The sequence below is a fragment of the Micromonospora sp. NPDC005707 genome (assembly GCF_040631005.1).
Taxonomy (GTDB): Bacteria; Actinomycetota; Actinomycetes; order Mycobacteriales; family Micromonosporaceae; genus Micromonospora.
This window is the reverse complement of sequence record NZ_JBEXYR010000009.1, coordinates 271,968-288,038: the sequence shown is the minus strand read 5'-3', so window position 1 is coordinate 288,038 and position 16,071 is coordinate 271,968. Positions and strand designations below refer to the sequence as shown.

The 16,071-nt window shown below is 73.3% G+C and carries 13 protein-coding genes; 7 read left to right on the top strand and 6 right to left on the bottom strand.

Going from position 1 to position 16,071, the window contains the following annotated elements; genetic code table 11:
- The first annotated feature begins 80 nt into the window (after window positions 1–80).
- A complete protein-coding gene (locus tag ABZ452_RS20820; RefSeq protein WP_357945228.1) occupies window positions 81–581 on the top strand; it encodes an anthrone oxygenase family protein in 501 nt (166 codons plus the stop codon).
- Window positions 582–593: 12 nt separating this feature from the next.
- Here the strand turns inward: ABZ452_RS20820 and ABZ452_RS20815 are convergent, their stop codons facing one another.
- Both ABZ452_RS20815 and ABZ452_RS20810 read right to left on the bottom strand, forming a co-directional pair.
- Window positions 594–1,241: a DUF305 domain-containing protein gene (locus ABZ452_RS20815; RefSeq protein ID WP_357945225.1), complete on the bottom strand. Its 648-nt coding sequence runs from the start codon at window positions 1,239–1,241 to the stop codon at window positions 594–596.
- Window positions 1,226–1,972, bottom strand: a complete 747-nt coding sequence (locus tag ABZ452_RS20810; protein WP_357945222.1) for a lytic polysaccharide monooxygenase — start codon at window positions 1,970–1,972, stop codon at window positions 1,226–1,228. Before ABZ452_RS20810 ends, ABZ452_RS20815 begins: the two co-directional genes overlap by 16 nt.
- Window positions 1,973–2,219: 247 nt before the next feature.
- On the opposite strand from ABZ452_RS20810, the gene ABZ452_RS20805 reads away from it, so the two are divergent.
- Window positions 2,220–4,298 carry a cellulose binding domain-containing protein gene (locus tag ABZ452_RS20805; RefSeq protein WP_357945219.1) on the top strand — a complete coding sequence of 693 codons (2,079 nt, stop codon included), beginning with the start codon at window positions 2,220–2,222 and terminating at the stop codon, window positions 4,296–4,298.
- A gap of 12 nt (window positions 4,299–4,310) precedes the next feature.
- On the opposite strand, the gene ABZ452_RS20800 is transcribed toward ABZ452_RS20805, so the two are convergent.
- From ABZ452_RS20800 to ABZ452_RS20790, 3 genes are all read right to left on the bottom strand, one after another.
- A complete protein-coding gene (locus ABZ452_RS20800) occupies window positions 4,311–5,183 on the bottom strand; it encodes a phosphatase PAP2 family protein (RefSeq protein WP_357945374.1) in 873 nt (290 codons plus the stop codon).
- A gap of 106 nt (window positions 5,184–5,289) precedes the next feature.
- A complete protein-coding gene (locus ABZ452_RS20795; protein WP_357945217.1) occupies window positions 5,290–6,930 on the bottom strand; it encodes an MDR family MFS transporter in 1,641 nt (546 codons plus the stop codon).
- Window positions 6,927–7,397 (bottom strand): MarR family transcriptional regulator, encoded by a 471-nt coding sequence (locus ABZ452_RS20790; protein ID WP_357945214.1) that lies wholly within the window; start codon window positions 7,395–7,397, stop codon window positions 6,927–6,929. The genes ABZ452_RS20795 and ABZ452_RS20790 overlap by 4 nt, the downstream gene beginning before the upstream one ends.
- A 102-nt stretch (window positions 7,398–7,499) precedes the next feature.
- On the opposite strand from ABZ452_RS20790, the gene ABZ452_RS20785 reads away from it, so the two are divergent.
- The 5 genes from ABZ452_RS20785 (at window position 7,500) to ABZ452_RS20765 (ending at window position 11,665) form a co-directional block, all read left to right on the top strand.
- Window positions 7,500–8,090, top strand: a complete 591-nt coding sequence (locus ABZ452_RS20785; protein WP_357945212.1) for a TetR family transcriptional regulator — start codon at window positions 7,500–7,502, stop codon at window positions 8,088–8,090.
- 30 nt (window positions 8,091–8,120) lie between these two features.
- Window positions 8,121–8,462, top strand: coding sequence for an MmcQ/YjbR family DNA-binding protein (locus tag ABZ452_RS20780; protein WP_357945210.1), 342 nt, complete (start codon window positions 8,121–8,123; stop codon window positions 8,460–8,462).
- 50 nt (window positions 8,463–8,512) lie between these two features.
- A complete protein-coding gene (locus tag ABZ452_RS20775) occupies window positions 8,513–9,139 on the top strand; it encodes a GNAT family N-acetyltransferase (protein ID WP_357945207.1) in 627 nt (208 codons plus the stop codon).
- Between the two features lie 80 nt (window positions 9,140–9,219).
- Entirely contained in the window at window positions 9,220–10,551 is a 1,332-nt protein-coding gene (locus ABZ452_RS20770) for a low temperature requirement protein A (RefSeq protein ID WP_357945204.1), read from the top strand.
- A gap of 49 nt (window positions 10,552–10,600) precedes the next feature.
- Window positions 10,601–11,665 (top strand): SRPBCC domain-containing protein, encoded by a 1,065-nt coding sequence (locus ABZ452_RS20765; protein ID WP_357945201.1) that lies wholly within the window; start codon window positions 10,601–10,603, stop codon window positions 11,663–11,665.
- 60 nt (window positions 11,666–11,725) lie between these two features.
- Here the strand turns inward: ABZ452_RS20765 and ABZ452_RS20760 are convergent, their stop codons facing one another.
- Window positions 11,726–16,009 carry a discoidin domain-containing protein gene (locus tag ABZ452_RS20760; RefSeq protein WP_357945197.1) on the bottom strand — a complete coding sequence of 1,428 codons (4,284 nt, stop codon included), beginning with the start codon at window positions 16,007–16,009 and terminating at the stop codon, window positions 11,726–11,728.
- Between the last annotated feature and the right edge of the window lie 62 nt (window positions 16,010–16,071).

Genomic DNA, 16,071 nt, shown 5'->3' with positions numbered 1-16,071 from the left:
CGCTGAGCGTAGACGCTCGCGTATGCTCCGGGGCGTTTCGGCCATGGAGCGTCCACCGGCCGCGGTGTCCAATGGTCCTCATGATCGCATCGAACATCCGGGCCGGCGTGCTGCTGCTGGCCACCGTGACCACGGGGTTGACGGCGGGGCTCTTCGCGGCCTTCGCGTACGCGGTGATGCCGGGCCTGGCCCGGGTCGACGACCGGGCGTTCGTCGCCGGCCTGCGCGCGATCAACCAGGCCATCCTCAACGGCTGGTTCGCGCTCTGCTTCGGTGGCGCGCTGGTCTGCACCCTCGCGGCGGTCCTGCTGCACCTGCCCGCGGGGCTGCGCGGGCCGCTGCCCTGGCTGATCGCCGGCCTGGTGCTCTACGTGCTGGTGCTCGCGGTGACCGCCGCGGTGAACGTGCCGCTCAACGACCGGCTGGAGGCGGGGGCCGCCCGGCTGGCCGATCCGGCCGAGCTGCGCGCGACGTTCGAGAGCGCCTGGGTGCGCTGGAACGTGGTCCGGGCGGTGCTGAACACCGCCGCGTTCGGCTGCCTCGGCGTGGCGCTGCTGGTGGCCCGGTCGGTTCCCGCCTGACCGGCGTCCGGGTCACCGGGCGCGCAGCTTCGCGAGCAGCGCGACCTCGGCCGTGCGGGATCGTTCGATCCGGCCGGCGAGGTCGCGTACCCGGGCGCTGGTGCCGGCCTGGACCTGGGCGCGCGCCAGCTCGGCCGCGGTCCGCTGGTGCGCGGCGAGCACGTCGAGCAGCACCCGGTCGGCCTCGCCGGGCGGGGCGGCCCGCAGCCGGGCCAACCCGGCGGCGGCGTCGCTGTGTCCGGAGTGGTCGTGCCGCTCGGCGGCCGCCGCCGCGGACGGGCCGGCCTCACGCAGCCAGCCGCGCATGGTGGCCAGCTCGTCGGTCTCGGTGGCCCGGACGGCGGCGATCAGCGTGCGGATCTCGGGGTCGGTGGTGCGGTCGAGCCCGAGGCCGACGATCTCCAGGGTCTGCTCGGTGTGCGCCACCATCATGGCCAGGAAGAGCGCGTCGATGCCGCTGGTGGCGGTCTCGGCGGCCGGCCCGGGGCGGGTGGCGGCGTTGGGCACGGGCTGGCCGGTGCAGCCGGCCGCGGCCAGCAGCACGGCCAGCAACGCGGCGGCGAGCGGATGGCGCAGGCCGGCCCTGCGGTCGCGGGCACGCCGGGTGGGTGCGGCGCACGCGGGGCGTGGCCGCACCCGTCCGCTCAGAGCTGGAGCCACAGCGCCGGCACGTTCGGCGGTTCCCAACCGGGGATCGCGGTGTGCGCCTGGCGGCAGCGGTAGGTCCGGCCGTTGTAGGTGACCGTGTCCCCCACCTGGTAGGCACGCCCGGCGGTCCAGGTGCCGCCCGGGGCCGGCGAGCTGGTCGGGGTGGGTGTGGGCCGCGGGGTCGTCGGGGCCGGGGTGGGCGTCGGCGACGGGGTGGGGTTGCCGCCGCCACCCCCGCCGATCTGGAGGTCCACGCAGGAGTAGAAGGCGTTCGCGGTGTCGGCGATGTTCCAGACGGCGAGCAGCTTCTGCCGGCCGGAGAAGCCACCCAGGTTGACGGTGTGCGACACGGTGGCGTCGGGCTGGCGGCCACCGCCGTCGACGACCGCGACCCGGGTGTTGCCGATCCAGTACTCCCAGTTGGACGTGGCGTGCCGGGCCGTGTTGACCCAGGTGAACGTCACCGTGCTGCCGACCGAGGTGGCCGGCCAGCCGCGGCTGTCGTCGTTGAGCACGGCGAACTGGGCGATGCCGGCGTGGCAGCTCTTGAGGCCCTTGGGGCCCTCGACGCTCTGCGGCTCGTACTTGATCTGGCCGCAGTCGGGCACCCGGTTCTGGGCGCAGAGCGCCTGGCGGCTGGGCGGCGACGAGACGTAGCCGTGGGCCTGGGCGGGGGCGGCGACCGCCAGGGTGGCGGTGACGGCACCCGTGGTGAGCAGCGGCAGGGTGATTCTTCGGCGCATGGCGGCAACTCCTTCGGGGCGGGGGGAGGAGATGTCAATGAACATAAATTAAACCTTGTTAACAGTAAAGACTCCTGTCTATAAATTAAGTCGCGTATCGAAGGGGCTCCTTGAGCGCTCCCGCACCGACGTGGGATTCTGGTGCGTCGATGGCTCAGCGCGGGGCCGATCCGTCGTTCCCAGGGCACCCGGACATCGGGAGGGGCGACGCAGGACAGACGATCGCCCGACCCTCGAAGGACCCCGCATGAGCAGAACCTCCTCCACCCCGCGCCGGGTCACGGCGTACGCGGCGAGCCTGCTGCTCGCCCTTGCCGCGCCGGCCGCCGTCGGACCGCCCGCCGCCGGCGCGGCGGCCGACCCGGTGACCGTCACCGTGAACGCCCGCGCCGGGCTGGCCACCGTGCCGGACACCGCGCTCGGCCTCAACCACGCCATCTGGGACGCGCAACTCGGCAGCACGGAGACGTCGGACCTGCTCCGGGCGGCCGGCGTGAAGATGCTGCGCTACCCGGGTGGCTCGTACGCCGACATCTACCACTGGCGGACCCACACCGCGCCGGGCGGGTACGTCGCCCCGAACACCGACTTCGACACCTTCATGGCCGCGACCCGGCGGGTCGGCGCCGAACCGATGATCATCGCCAACTACGGCACCGGCACCCCCGCCGAGGCCGCCGAGTGGGTGCGGTACGCCAACGTCACCAAGGGCTACGACGCGAGATGGTGGACGGTCGGCAACGAGAACTACGGCAACGGTCACTACGGCTCGGCCTGGGAGGCCGACGACCACCCGGACAAGAGCGCCACCCAGTACGCCCGGCTGGTCGTCGAGTACGCCGACGCCATGAAGGCGGTCGACCCGGGCATCAAGGTCGGCGCGGTGCTGACCATGCCGGGGAACTGGCCGGACGGGCTGACCGCCGGCGCCGACCCCGGCCCCTGGAACCAGACCGTGCTCTCCCTCGCCGGCCCGAAGATCGATTTCGTCGACGTGCACTGGTACCCGGGCGGCACCGCCGCCGAGTCCCTCGCCCGGACCAGCCATCTCCCCGACGCCGCCTGGCTGCTGCGCCAGCAGATCGCCCGCTACGCCGGCCCGGACGCCGGCCGGATCGGGATCAGCTTCACCGAGCTGAACGTCGGCGCCGGCCAGAACACCCAGCCGGGCGCGCTGTTCCTGGCCGACGCCTACAGCGGGCTGCTGGAGCAGGGCGTCTTCACCGTGCAGTGGTGGAACACGCACAACGGGATCGGCACGGTCTCGCAAGTCGCCGGGCAGACCGACTACGGCGACTTCGGGCTGCTCTCCAGCGGCGGGTGCACCGCGGACGGTTCGGTCTGCGAGCCGCCGTTCAACACGCCGTTCCCGCCGTACCACGGGCTGTCCATGATGAACCTCTTCGCCCGGGCGGGCGACCAGCTCGTCCGCGCCGGCAGCGACGAGCCGCTGGTCGCCGCGCACGCGGCCCGCCGGCCCGACGGCAGCCTGGCGGTCCTGCTGTTGAACAAGGACCCGGACACCGCGCACCCGGTGGTCATCGACTACGCCGGCTTCACCCCGGCCGACGAGGCGCCGACGGTGCACAGCCTGACCAACGGCGCGGGCGGGGTGGCCACCGGCCGGTCCGGCGACGCGACCAGCCGGACGCTGCCGCCGTACTCGCTGACCACGCTCGTGCTGCGCCCGGCCGGTGTGGCTGGCGGCCGCCCCGGGGCGCCGGGCCGGCCCACCGCCGGGGCGGTCACCGACCGGACGGCGACCGTCTCCTGGCCGGCGGCCGCGCCCGGCGCCGCGCCGATCGCCAAGTACGAGGTGTACCGGCAGCACGGGGCGGTCAGCGAGCAGCTCGGCGAGACGGCCCGCACCTCCCTCACGGTCGGCAACCTCGAACCCGGCACCCGGTACACGGTCAACGTGCTCGCCCGGGACACCGCGGGCCGGGTCTCCTGGTCCTCCCCGCCGCTCACCTTCGCCACCGGCAGTCCGGCGGCCAGCGCCTGCGCCGTGCGCTTCCACCCGGACACCGACTGGGGCAACGGCTACGTGGCGACCGTCGACGTCGTGAACACCGGCCCGAGCGCGATCGACGGCTGGACGCTCACCTGGACCTGGCCCACCGCCTGGCAGCAGGTGAGCAGCGGCTGGAGCGCCAACTGGTCGCAGGTGGGCACGGAGGTCAGGGTGACCAGCACCGCCGACAACCGCCGGCTCGCCGCCGGCGGCGGCAGCACCAGCGCCGGCTTCGTCGGCGCCTACAGCGGGCCGAACGTGCCGCCCGGCGCGTTCCGGCTCAACGGGACCGTGTGCACCACCACCGGGTGAGCCGGGGGCGGGTCACCCCCGGCGGGGTGGCCTGAGCCGGCCGTCGGCCGCCGACGGGGTCCGCGGGCCCCGTCGGCGGCCCGCGTCGCCGGGGCGGCGTGGGGCGGGGACCACGTGGGGGCGCAGGCGCGCGGCCGGCACCGGACCCGGCGGCCGGGGCGGCGCGTCCGGGCGGGGCAGCGCCGCCAGGATCAGCCCGAGGAGCGTCACGGCGACCACCCCGTCGAGCCAGTAGTGGTTGCCGGTGCCGACCACCACCAGCAGGGTGAGCACGGGGTGGGCCAGCCAGAGCCAGCGCCACCGCCCGGCGGTGACCGCGACCAGCGCGACGGCGACGGCCAGGGCCCAGCCGACGTGCAGCGAGGGCATGGCCGCGTACTGGTTGCTCAGCGTGTCGGTCTCCGGTGGGCCGTAGACGGCGGGACCGTAGCGGCTGCCCGTGTCGACCAGGCCGGTGAGCGCGGTCATCCGGGGCGGGGCGAGCGGAACGAGGAGATGCAGGGCCAGCGCCGCCGCGGTGAGCGCCGCGAGGGCCCGCCGCATCCACCGGTAGTGCACGGGATGACGCAGGTAGAGCCACACCAGGCAGAGCACGGTGGCCGGGAAGTGCACGTACGCGTAGTAGCAGTTGGCCAGCCGCACCGGCAGCTCGTGGACCAGCAACGGGGCCTGCACGGCGGCCTCGTCCGGCAGGTGGAGCAGCCGCTCCAGCCACCAGATCCGCTCCCCGTTGGCCCGCGCGGTGCCGGACCGCCCGGCCACCGCCATCCGGCCCGCCTTGTACGCGAGGAAGAGCACGGCGACGAGAGCCAGCTCGCGGACCGCCCGGCGCACCGCACCGGCCTGCCGCGCGTCGACGGTCACCGGCGGTGGCGCGGGCTGCATGGTGTCCACGGCGCCTCGATTCGGTCACGGCCGGCGGCACGCCGGCCCGGGTGGGCACGGACCAGGGCCGCCGCCGGATCGGCGACGGCCCTGGGACGACGGGGCGTCAGCGGCGGGCGCGTTCGCCCGGCCCCGCAACGTCCACGGCCACCTCGTCGAAGGCGGGCGCCCCGTCGACCGCGTCGGCCGCGACGGCGACCGAGCGGGCGGTGTCGGGCAGGTCCAGGCTGGACCGCAGGGTGACCGGCTTGAGAAGCAGCGCGGCCAGGATCCCGACGACCGCGATGGCGGCCGAGATCAGGAAGATGTGCCCGGTCGCGTCACCATACGCGGCCCGCACAATGTGCTGCACCGGCGCGGGCAGCGCGGCGAGGTTGAGCGTGCTGCTGCCGCCGCCGCCCGAGGTGGGGATCCCGGCCGCGGCCAGGTCGTGGGTGATCCGGTCGGTGACCTGGCGGGCCAGGACCGCGCCGAGCACCGACACGCCGATGGTGCCGCCGAGCGAGCGGAAGAACGCGACGCTCGAGCTGGCCGCGCCGATGTCCTTGAGCGCCACCGTGTTCTGCACCGCCAGCACGAGGTTCTGCATGGTCATGCCGACGCCCACGCCGACGATGAACATGGCCGCGCCGACCAGGACCAGCGAGGTCTCGTGGTCGATGGTGCCGAGCAGGGCGAAGCCGACGACCAGGATGATCGACCCGGCGACGATGTACGGCTTGATCTTCCCGGAGGACGTGATCAGCCGGCCGGCGACGATCGAGGAGAGCAGCACGCCGGCCATCATCGGGATGGTGAGCAGGCCGGCCTCGGTCGGGCTGTAGCCGCGGCCGATCTGGAAGTACTGGCCGAGGAAGACCGCGCCGCCGAACATCGCCATGCCGACCGCGAGGCTGCCGAGGATCGCCAGCGCCGTGGTGCGTTCCCGGACGATCTCCAGCGGCACGACCGGCTCGGCGGCCCGGGACTCCACGAGGACGGCGAGGGCGAGCAGCAGCACCGAGCCGCCGACCATCGCGCCGGTCTGCCAGGACAGCCAGGCGAACGAGTCGTCGACGAACGAGATCCAGATCAGCAGCAGGCTGACGCCGGCGGCGATCAGCGTCGCGCCCAGGTAGTCGATCTTCACGTTGTCCCGCCGCGCGGTGGGCAGGTGCAGGGTGGCCTGGAGCAGGAGCAGCGCGACGGCCGCGACGGGCACGCCGACGAAGAAGCACCAGCGCCAGCCGAGCCAGGAGGTGTCCACGATGAGGCCGCCGAGCAGCGGGCCGCCGACCGTGGCGAGGGCCATCACGCCGCCCAGGTAGCCGTTGTAGCGACCGCGCTCCCGGGGCGGGATCATCGCCGCGATGGCCACCTGGACCAGGGCCTGGAGACCGCCGACGCCGATGCCCTGGAAGGCGCGGGCGGCGATGAGCTGGCCGGCGGAGTGCGCGAAGCCGGCCGCGACCGAGCCGGCCAGGAAGACCACGATGGCGACCTGGATGAGCAGCTTCTTGTTGAACAGGTCGGCGAGCTTGCCCCAGATCGGGGTGGTCGCCGTGGCGGTGAGCAGGGTGGCGGTGACCACCCAGGTGTACTGGGTCTGCGAGCCGTTGAGGGCTCCGATGATCTTCGGCAGGGCGGTCGAGACGACCGTGCTGCTCAGCATGGCCACGAAGAGCACCAGCAACAGGCCGCTGAGGGCTTCCAGCGTCTTCCGCCGGCTCATGGGCGCGGCGTCCGCCGTCGCGGTGGGTGCGCTCATCGCGCGTCCTCCAGGTTGTCGTGTCGGGTGAGGGCGACCTCGAGGTCGCGGGTGAGGCGGCCGAGCGCGGCGGACAGGGCCGCCACGTCGCCGGGGGTCCAGTCGGCGAGCGCCCGGGAGAGCACTCCGCCGTACCAGTCGTAGGCCTCGGTCATGGCCGCCCGGCCGGCCGGGGTGAGCGTCAGGTGGCTGGCCCGCCGGTCCTGCGGGTCGGTGCGCCGGTCGACCAGGCCGTCGGCGACCAGGGCGGCGACCGCCCGGCTGACCGTCGACGGGTCGAGCCGGCTCCGCTCCGCCAGGTCCCGGGCGTGGCAGCCGGTGGCACCGTCCTGGTCGATGTGCCGGAGCAGGCCCACGAGGCCGGGCGGCACGGCCGGCCGGTCGTCGGCACGCCGCTGCTTGAGCACCCGCACCCCGGTCAGCAGGTCCTGCAACCGGGCGACGAGCTCACGGCTGGTCGCGTCCACTCTTCCCCTCCCCTGCCTTGGTTGCCTCAAGCAATCATTCGCGAATCTTGCGCATCAGGCAAGTTTGCTCATTGAGAAACGAATCACGTACGCTGGGGAGCCATGGAGGAGTCCACCGGGCTGCGCGAGCGGAAGAAGGCGGCCACCCGCCTCGCCCTGCACGAGGCGGCCCTGCGTCTCGCCGCCGAGCAGGGGCCGGACCGGGTCACCGTCGAGGCGATCGCCGACGCCGCCAACGTGTCCCGGCGCACCTTCTCGAACTACTTCTCCAACAAGGAGGAGGCCCTCTTCTACGGCGACACCATGCGGCTGCGCCGGCTGCTCGACCTGATCGCCGAGCAACCCGCCGACCTGACGCCGTGGGCGGCGCTGAGCGGAGCCGCCCTGCGCCAGGCCGACGAGATGTACGACGAGCCCGCCGAGTCCTGGCTCAACCGGCGCCGCCGGCTGCACGGCAACCCGGGCCTGCTGGCCCACCAGGTGGCCGCGTACACGGCGATCGAGCGCGAGCTCGTCGGGGAGATCGCCCGCCGGCTCACCGGCCCCGACGTGCCGCTGCGCGCCCGGATCCTGGCCGCGACCCTCCTGGCCACGCTGCGGGTCGCCGTCCAGCAGTGGATCGAGCAACCGGACCACCCGCTGACCGACACCCTGCGGGCCGCGCTCGCCCACGCCGCCCCGGCGGCCGGCTGACTGTCGCACCGTGGGGCTAGCGTTCTCGGCGTGGTGACCGTCGACGACGTCCGCGCCCTGGCCCGCACGCTGCCCCGCACCAGCGAGCACCTGATCCACGACCGGGTCAAGTTCCGGGTCGGCGCGATCGTCTACGTCGCGTTCAGCCGCGACGAGCAGACCATGGGCTTCGGCTACCCGAAGGAGCAGCGCGACGGGCTGATCGCCGCCGAGCCGGCGCTGTTCTTCCTGCCCCGCCCCTCCGACCTGAGGTTCAACTGGGTCTGCTGTCACCTGGAGCGGCTCGACCACGCCCAGATGACCGAGCTGGTGTGCGAGGCGTGGCGGATGGTGGTGCCGAAGTTCCTGGCCCGCCAGCGGCTGGGCGGGTGAGCCACCGGCGGGGCTTCGGTGAGAGCGATACCACGCCGTACGGTCCCGGCATGAGCGGCACCACGACATCCACGGCGGCCGTGCGGCCGTACCGGCCCGCCGACCACGACGCGGTCTACGACGTCTGCGTCCGCACCGCCGACGCCGGCGGCGACGCCCGCGGGAGGTACGCCTCCGACGACCTCATGCCTGACCTCTTCGCCGGCCCCTACGTGCACCTCGAGCCGGATCTGGCGTTCGTGCTGGCCGACGCCGGCCGGGTGGTCGGCTACGTGGTCGGCACCGCCGACACCCCCGCCTTCGTCCAGGCCTACCGGCGCGTCTGGATCCCCCGGCTGGCCCACCGCTACCCCGAGCCGTCCGGCACCCCGCGCACGCCGGACGAGGAGATGATCGCCCTGCACCACCGCCCCGAGCGGATGCTCCTGCCGGAGCTGGCCGACTATCCGGCCCACCTGCACATCGACCTGCTCCCCAGCCACCAGGGGCGCGGCCATGGCCGGCGGCTGCTGGAGACGTTCCTGGCCGCCGCCGCCCGGGCCGGCGCGCCCGCGCTGCACGTCGGCATGGTCACCGCCAACGTCCCCGCCCGCGGCTTCTACGACCGGCTGGGCTTCCACGTGATCCCGGTGCCGGACGCGGGCCCGCTCACCTACCTGGGACGGCCCACCACCTGAGCGGCGACGACGGTCCGGGCGAGGCGCAAGGGCGATCGATTCCGCCCCGCCGGCCGGTCCGGCGCTGACAGACTCGTGCGGTGGGCGGCGACCGGTGGCGCAAGGGGCTGGGTCCCGCCATGCCGATCGCCCCGGCCGCCCGGGTGGACAAGTTCGAGATCTTCTTCGACCTCGTCTTCGTGGTGTCGTTCTTCCTCATCACCCGGGCCACCGCGGCGAACGTGACCGGGCGCGAACTGCTGCACGCCATGCTGGTCCTCGCCGTGCTCTGGTGGTGCTGGGTGGTGCACAGCGTCGTGGCCAGCCGGCTCCGGCTGGGTGAGGGTTTCGTCCCCGCGCTCATGGTGATCGGCATGATCGCGCTGTTCACCTTCGCGCTGGCCCTGCCGCAGACCTTCGGCGACCTCCAGCAGGGCACCGCCGGGCCGATGCTGGTCACCGTCAGCTACGTGGTGATCCGCGCGGTACACCTGTCGCTCTACGTGTACGCGACCCGGGGCGACCCGCCGGGCCGGCGCAAGCTGTGGCAGTTCGTCCCCGAGGTGCTGATCACCACCTGCCTGCTGCTGGTCGCGGCGCTGCTCCCACCGAGGGTCGCGGACCCGGAACTCGGGTTGTGGCTGCGCGACGGGCTCTGGATCGGCGTGGTGGTCGTGCAGTACGCCAGCGGCCTGCTGTCCGGCACGAAGGGCTGGCAGATCACCTCCGCCGAGCACTGGACCGAGCGTTACGACCTGATCCTGATCATCGCGCTGGGTGAGTCGGTGATCTCGGTCGGCGTCGGCGGCAACCTGCTCGGCAAGCCGGTGACCTGGCCGGCCATCCCGGCGGCGATCTTCGGCATCCTGTTCACCGCGGCGCTCTGGTGGGCGCACTTCGACATGGTCGGCCCGGCCGCCCGGATCGCGCTGCACGCCGCCGAGGGCCGGCCGCGCGTGGCGATGGCAAGGGACGCGTACGCCTATCTCTACCTGCCCATGATCGCCGGGGTGATCCTGTTCGCGATCGGCGCGGAGGAGCTGGTGCGGACGATCACCGACCCGGTAGGCGGGGTGGCCGAGCGGGGCCACGGACCGGCCGTGCCGCTGCTCTTCGCCGGAGTGATGATCTATCTCGTCGCCGACATGGCGTTCCAGCTGCGCACCCTGAAGACCGTGTCGTGGAGCCGGATCGCCGCCCTCGCGGCGCTCGCCGTCGGGCTCCCGGTCGCCCGGCAACTGCCCGCGCTCGCCGCGCTCGGGCTGCTCACCGCGATCTGCGTCGCGCTCGTCGCGGTCGAGCTGGCGATTATGGCGGATGCCCGCACCGCGCTGCGCGGGGCGGTGTACGAGGAGAAGGCCAGCCACGAGGCGGGCGAGGCGGCGTTCCGTGCCCGCTGGCACGACGGCGGCCCGGACCGGTACACGGAGTAGCCGGTCGCCCGTTCCCCATGCTGGGACGGGCTGGCCTTAGAGTCTCCGCGTGATCGAGATCGCCACCGAGGTCGACCTGTCCCACCCGCCGGCACGAATCTGGCGGGCGCTGACGGAACGGGCGCTGCTCGCCAAGTGGTTCGCCGGCAGCGAGTCGCTGGGCGACCGGACGCTGCTGCGGACCGGAGGGCTGCCCGGCTACGACGCCGACACCGAGGTGGAGGTGGTCGAGCTGCGCGCGCCGGAACGGCTGGTGCTGCGCTGCCGCGAGGGCGACCGCAGCACCCGGCTGGCGTGCGACCTGGTCCCCATCGGCCACGGTTCGCGGCTGTCCGTGCGGGAGGTGCTGGAGGAGGGCGACTGGGACGCCGACCGGCGCGCCGAGCAGCACCAGCGGGCGGTGACCGGACGGCTCCCGGCGATCCTCGACTGGGTCGCGTTCCAGGAGATCGACCTGCGCCGGGCCGAGGGCGGGCTGACCGCCGAGCTGCCGGTGGTCCGGCCCGGTGAGGCGCGCAGGCGGGCCGGTCGCCGGCGGGCGCTGCTCGTGGCCGCGGTGCTGGCGGTGCTCGGCATGGCCGCCGGGGTGACGCTGTGGGCCACCCGACCCGCGCCCACGGCGCCGGCCGCCCAGCCGGCGTCGACACCGTCGGCGTCGCTGACCGCGTCCACGGCGAGCAGCGCGCCGCCCCGGGCCACCCCGTCCCGGCCCACGCCGTCGGCCACCCGCCGCAGCGCCTCGCCGAGCCCGACCGCGTCCGCCTCCCCCACCCGTACGCCCAGCCTCAGCCCGACGCCGGCCGCGCCGCTGGCGGCCAGCTACGAGACCGTCTCCGACCGGGTCTTCGGCTACCGCGGCCAGGTGGTGCTGAGCAATCCCGGTCCGGCGGCGAGGTCCGGCTGGACGGTGACCGTGACGCTCGGCGACGACGCGACGGTCAGCGGCGTCAACGGGGCCGAGGCGAAGCAGGACGGCACCGTGGTGACCTTCACCGGGGCGGCGGTGCCGCCGGGCGGCTCGGCCACCATCCGGTTCGACGTGCGGGATCCCAACCTGGCGGCCACGGAGCCGGAGGGCTGCACGGTGAACGGCACGGCCTGCGCCGGGCTGTGAGCGGGCAGCCCGGCGCCGCCGGGAGGACGGGGCCTCCCGGCGGCGCCGCTGATCCGAGGATCAGTTCCGGTTGATGGTGAACGTGCTGGTCGTGTTCCGGATGTCCTGGTAGTTGTCGGTGAGCCGGAGGTTGGTGAAGGTGGCGGAGCCGACCGCCGGGCCCTGCCCGGCCTCGGGCATCTCGTTGACCCAGATGCCGAAGCCCGACTTGGCGTCGAACGCGTCACCGCTGCGCTTCGCCCCGGAGATCGACACGTTGGTCAGGACCGTGTCGGTGACCGGGTTCTCCGGTTGGCTGCCGTTGTACTTGGTCTGGAACATGATCCCGGAGTACGTCGGGTCGACGATGTCCACGTCGGAGATCCGGATGCCGCGGAACTCCTTGGAGGCGGAGAAGAGCCACAGGGCCGGGAAGGTCTGCTGACCCCAGAAGTGCCCACCCGCCCGGATCAGCGAGACGTTCTGGAACTGGGTGGGCGGACTGGCCCCGAAACCGACGAACGGGTAGCCGAAGTCCAGCGAGCTGACGGTGATTCCCGAGTACGTCAGCATGTCGGCGATGTACAGGTTGCGGAAGACGTTGTCGTAGCCGCCGTACACCGCCACCCCGGCCGCCCGCCACGTCAGTGTGGCGGTCAGGTTCTCGAACACGTTGCCGTGGTTGCCGCCCGAGGCGCCCTGGTCGGTCGCGGAGAACAGCGCGAAGGCGTCGTCGCCGTTGGAGCGGCCCTCCGAGTTGGTGACCAGGTTGTTCGTGCTGCCGTTGGTCATGTTCACCGCGTCGGCGAAGGTGTCCCGGAAGCGGCTGTCCCGGATGGTCAGGCCGCTCACGCTCACGCCCCAGTAGGCGCAGACGGTGTGCTCGACCCAGACGCTGTCCAGCGTCATGTTGTCGACGTCCTTCAGCTCGCCCCACACCTTGCCCGGGCCGTCGATCCGGTTGGTGTAGTTGCCGAAGAAGGCCAGGTGGGCGAAGGTCGACCCGCTCGCCGACGACTCCACCCGGAAACCGGCGTCGGTGTTCTGCTGGTTGGTGGGCGTCTGGAAGCGGGTGTACCACATGCCCGCGCCCACCACCTTGACCGGCTTGCCGTACACCTGGAACTTCTGGGCGGTGTCATAGGTACCCGGCGGCAGGTAGACGCCGACCAGGTTGCCGGTCGGGTCCATCCGGACGGCGTCCAGCGCGTTCTGCACGTCGGCGTGGCTGAAGCCGTTCGGCACCGCGTACCGGGCCGGGTCCGGGTTGGCCCGGGGCGACACCAGCTCGGTGTTGACGAAGTCGATCGCGTACGTGGTGCTGTTGGCCGGGTCCTTCTGGAGCCGGATGGTGGCGCCGGCCGGGACCGTCGAGTTCAACATCACGTTGGCCTCGTCGTACAGGTGGCGGGGCGCGCCGGCGCCCGGGGAATCGCTGGGGCCGGCCTCGGCTCCGTAGAGCCAGATGTGCTTCGAGGTGAGGTTGATCGGCTTGTGCAGCACCCCGTTGACGTAGATGTTCAACGTCGAGTCGATCCCGCCGCCGCCCGGGGCGTCCGGGATGGAGAAGCGGGTCACCAGGGTGTTGGTGGGCGCCCGGGTGGTCCACTCGACGTACGCGCCGGTGGTGTTCAAGGTGACCGCCCGGCGGCCGGACGCCTCGCCGGCCAGGTCGCCGATGGTCCGGTTCGGCCCGAGCACCTGCGCCCCGCCGCCGACCCGGCCGTCCTCGGCCTCGTACATGTCGTACGGGACGTTCGCGCCCCGCCCGACGAAGAGGGGCCGCTCGCTGGTGTTGTTCTGCTGCTTGACCGGCAGCTCGTTGGCGTCGGCGGCGAGCACCACCCGTACGGTGTACCGCCCGTTCGCCGCCGTCCAGCTGCCCAGGCTGACCGCCGGGCTGGTCGCCCCGGCCGCCAGGGTGCCGCTGTACGAGCCGGTCAGGGTGCGCACCACCGCGCCGGTGTCGCTGAGCACGGTGAGCGTGATGCCGTGCGCCCCGCCGGCCGAGGCGACCGTGCCCTGGTTGCGGATCGACACGGTGAAGCCGACCGTGGCCCCGGCACTCGGCGTGCCGGGTGACCAGGCCACCGACCCGGCGACCAGGTCGGAGCTGGGCACCGCGCTGACCGTCAGCGAGGCGGTCCGGCTGTTGTTCGACTCGTTCTGCTCGATGACCGTGTTCGCCTCGTCGGCCGTGGCGGTCACCTCGTAGGTGCCGGCGTTGCGGGCGCCGATGTTCACCGACACGGTCGCGGACGCCCCGGCCGCGAGCGCGCCGACGGCCGCGGTGCCGACCTTCGTCGTACCCAGGGAGAAGGTGACCGCGGACGCGGCGGCCGGCGCCGTGCCGGCGTTGCGGACGGTGGCGGAGAGGGTGACCGGGTCGGTCTCCACCGGCGCGGACGGCGCCGCGGACAGGGCCGTGACGGTGAGGTCCGGGTTCGGCGCCGGGGTGCCGATCACCTGGAACTCGGCGACCTGCCCGTTGGACGAGCCCGAGTTGGCGGTGAACTGCAGCCGCACGTCCGCGGCGGTGGCGCTGACCGGGATGGTCACCGTGTTGCTGCTGGTCGGGTTGAACGAGTACGTCGCCGAGCCGACCACGGAGGTGAAGCCGGAGGCGGACTGCTCTCGGCCGAGCACCTGGAAGGTCTGGGTGCGCGGCCCCCACACCGGGTCCGGGTTGAGCTTGACGACGACCGCGCTGATGCTCGCGTTGGCGCCCAGCGCGACGGTCAGCGTGCTCGGGTACGCCCCCGGCGCCCCCTCCCAGTAGGTCGTCACGTCGCCGTCGTTGGCGTTGACCGCGGTGAACACGTGCACCACCGACGAGGCGGTGATCGGCTTGCCGGCGGCCAGGTTGGTGCCGCCCGGGGTGCTGCCGGTGCGGGTGACCGTGTTGGAGGTCGCCGAGACGTTCCCGGCCGCGTCCCGGGCCCGGACGTAGTACGAGACGGTCGCGGTGTCCGGCTGGGTGTCGGTGTACGTCAGGGTCGTGCCGTTGACGCTGCCGCGCAGCGCGTTGTTGGCGTAGACGTCGTAGCCGGTGACACCGACGTTGTCGGTCGACGCCGTCCAGGCCAGCCGGATCTGACCGGCCGCCGGCTGGGTGTACGCCAGGTTGCCCGGCGCGGTCGGCGCCGTGGTGTCCCCGGTGTTGCCGGTGCGGGTGACGGTGTTGCTGGGCGCCGACTGGTTGCCGGCCGCGTCGCGCGCCCGGACGGTGTAGGAGACGGTCGCGCCGGCCGGCTGGGTGTCGGTGTACGTGAGGGTCGACCCGCCGACGCTGGTGCGCAGCGTGCCGTTGGCGTACACGTCGTAGCCGGTGACGCCGACGTTGTCGGTGGACGCCGTCCAGGTGAGCCGGACCTGGTCGGCGGCGGGCTCGGTGAGGGCCAGGTTGCCGGGGGCGCTCGGCGGCTGGGTGTCGCCGGTGGCCGGACCGTAGACCTCCAGCTCGGCGAGCTGACCGGCGGGCCAGCCGGTGTTGGCGGTGAACAGCAGCCGCACATACCGGGTGGTGGCCGTGCCGAAGGTGACGGTGACCGTGTTGCCGCTGCCGGGGTTGAACGCGTACCCGGCGGAGCCGGCAAGGGTGCCGAAGGTGGACCCGTCGGTGCTGCTCTGCACGGTCAGCGTCTGGGTGCGCGCCGGCCAGCCGGCGGGGAGCTTCAGCACCACCTTGTTGACCGCCACGGCGGCGCCGAGGTCGACCCGGATCCACTGCGGGAACGCGTTGTTGGCGCTCTCCCAGTAGGTGGCCGGGTTGCCGTCGTTGGCGTTGCCCGCACCGTAGACGTCGGAGTGGCCGCTCTCCGCCATGGTCCGGCCCAGGGCCAGGTTCGTGGAGGAGTTCGCCGCCCCGTACACCTCCAGCTCGGCGAGCTGCGCGGCGGCCCAGCCGGTGTTGGCGGTGACGGTGATCCGGACGTGGCGGGTGCTGGTGGCCGGGAAGCTCAGCGCGACCGTGTTGCCGTTGGCCGGGCTGAACGTGCGCCCGGCCGAGGCGACCAGGGTGGTGAAGGTGCTGCCGTCGGTGCTGCCCTGCACCGACAGGGTCTCGGTGCGGGACTCCCAGCCGGTGGGGAGCTTCAGCACGACCTGGTCGACCGACTGGGCGGAACCGAGGTCGACCTGGGCCCACTGGGGGAACGTGCCGCCGGCGCTCTCCCAGTAGCTGCCGGCGTTGCCGTCGGTGAGGTTGCCGGCCGCGTAGGGGCCGTTGGCGCTGCTGGCCGTGGCGGTGCGGCCGAGCGCGAGGTTGGGGCCGCCGGCCGCGGCGGCCGGGGAGGGGGGCGGGGCCGTGACGGCCAGCGCGACCGCGGCGAGCACCGCGACCAGCCGGGTACGGAATCTGGACATGGTGGAGGGACACCTTCTTCCGGGGACGTGGAGAGGTGGGTGTGGTGGGGGGTGGACGGGGT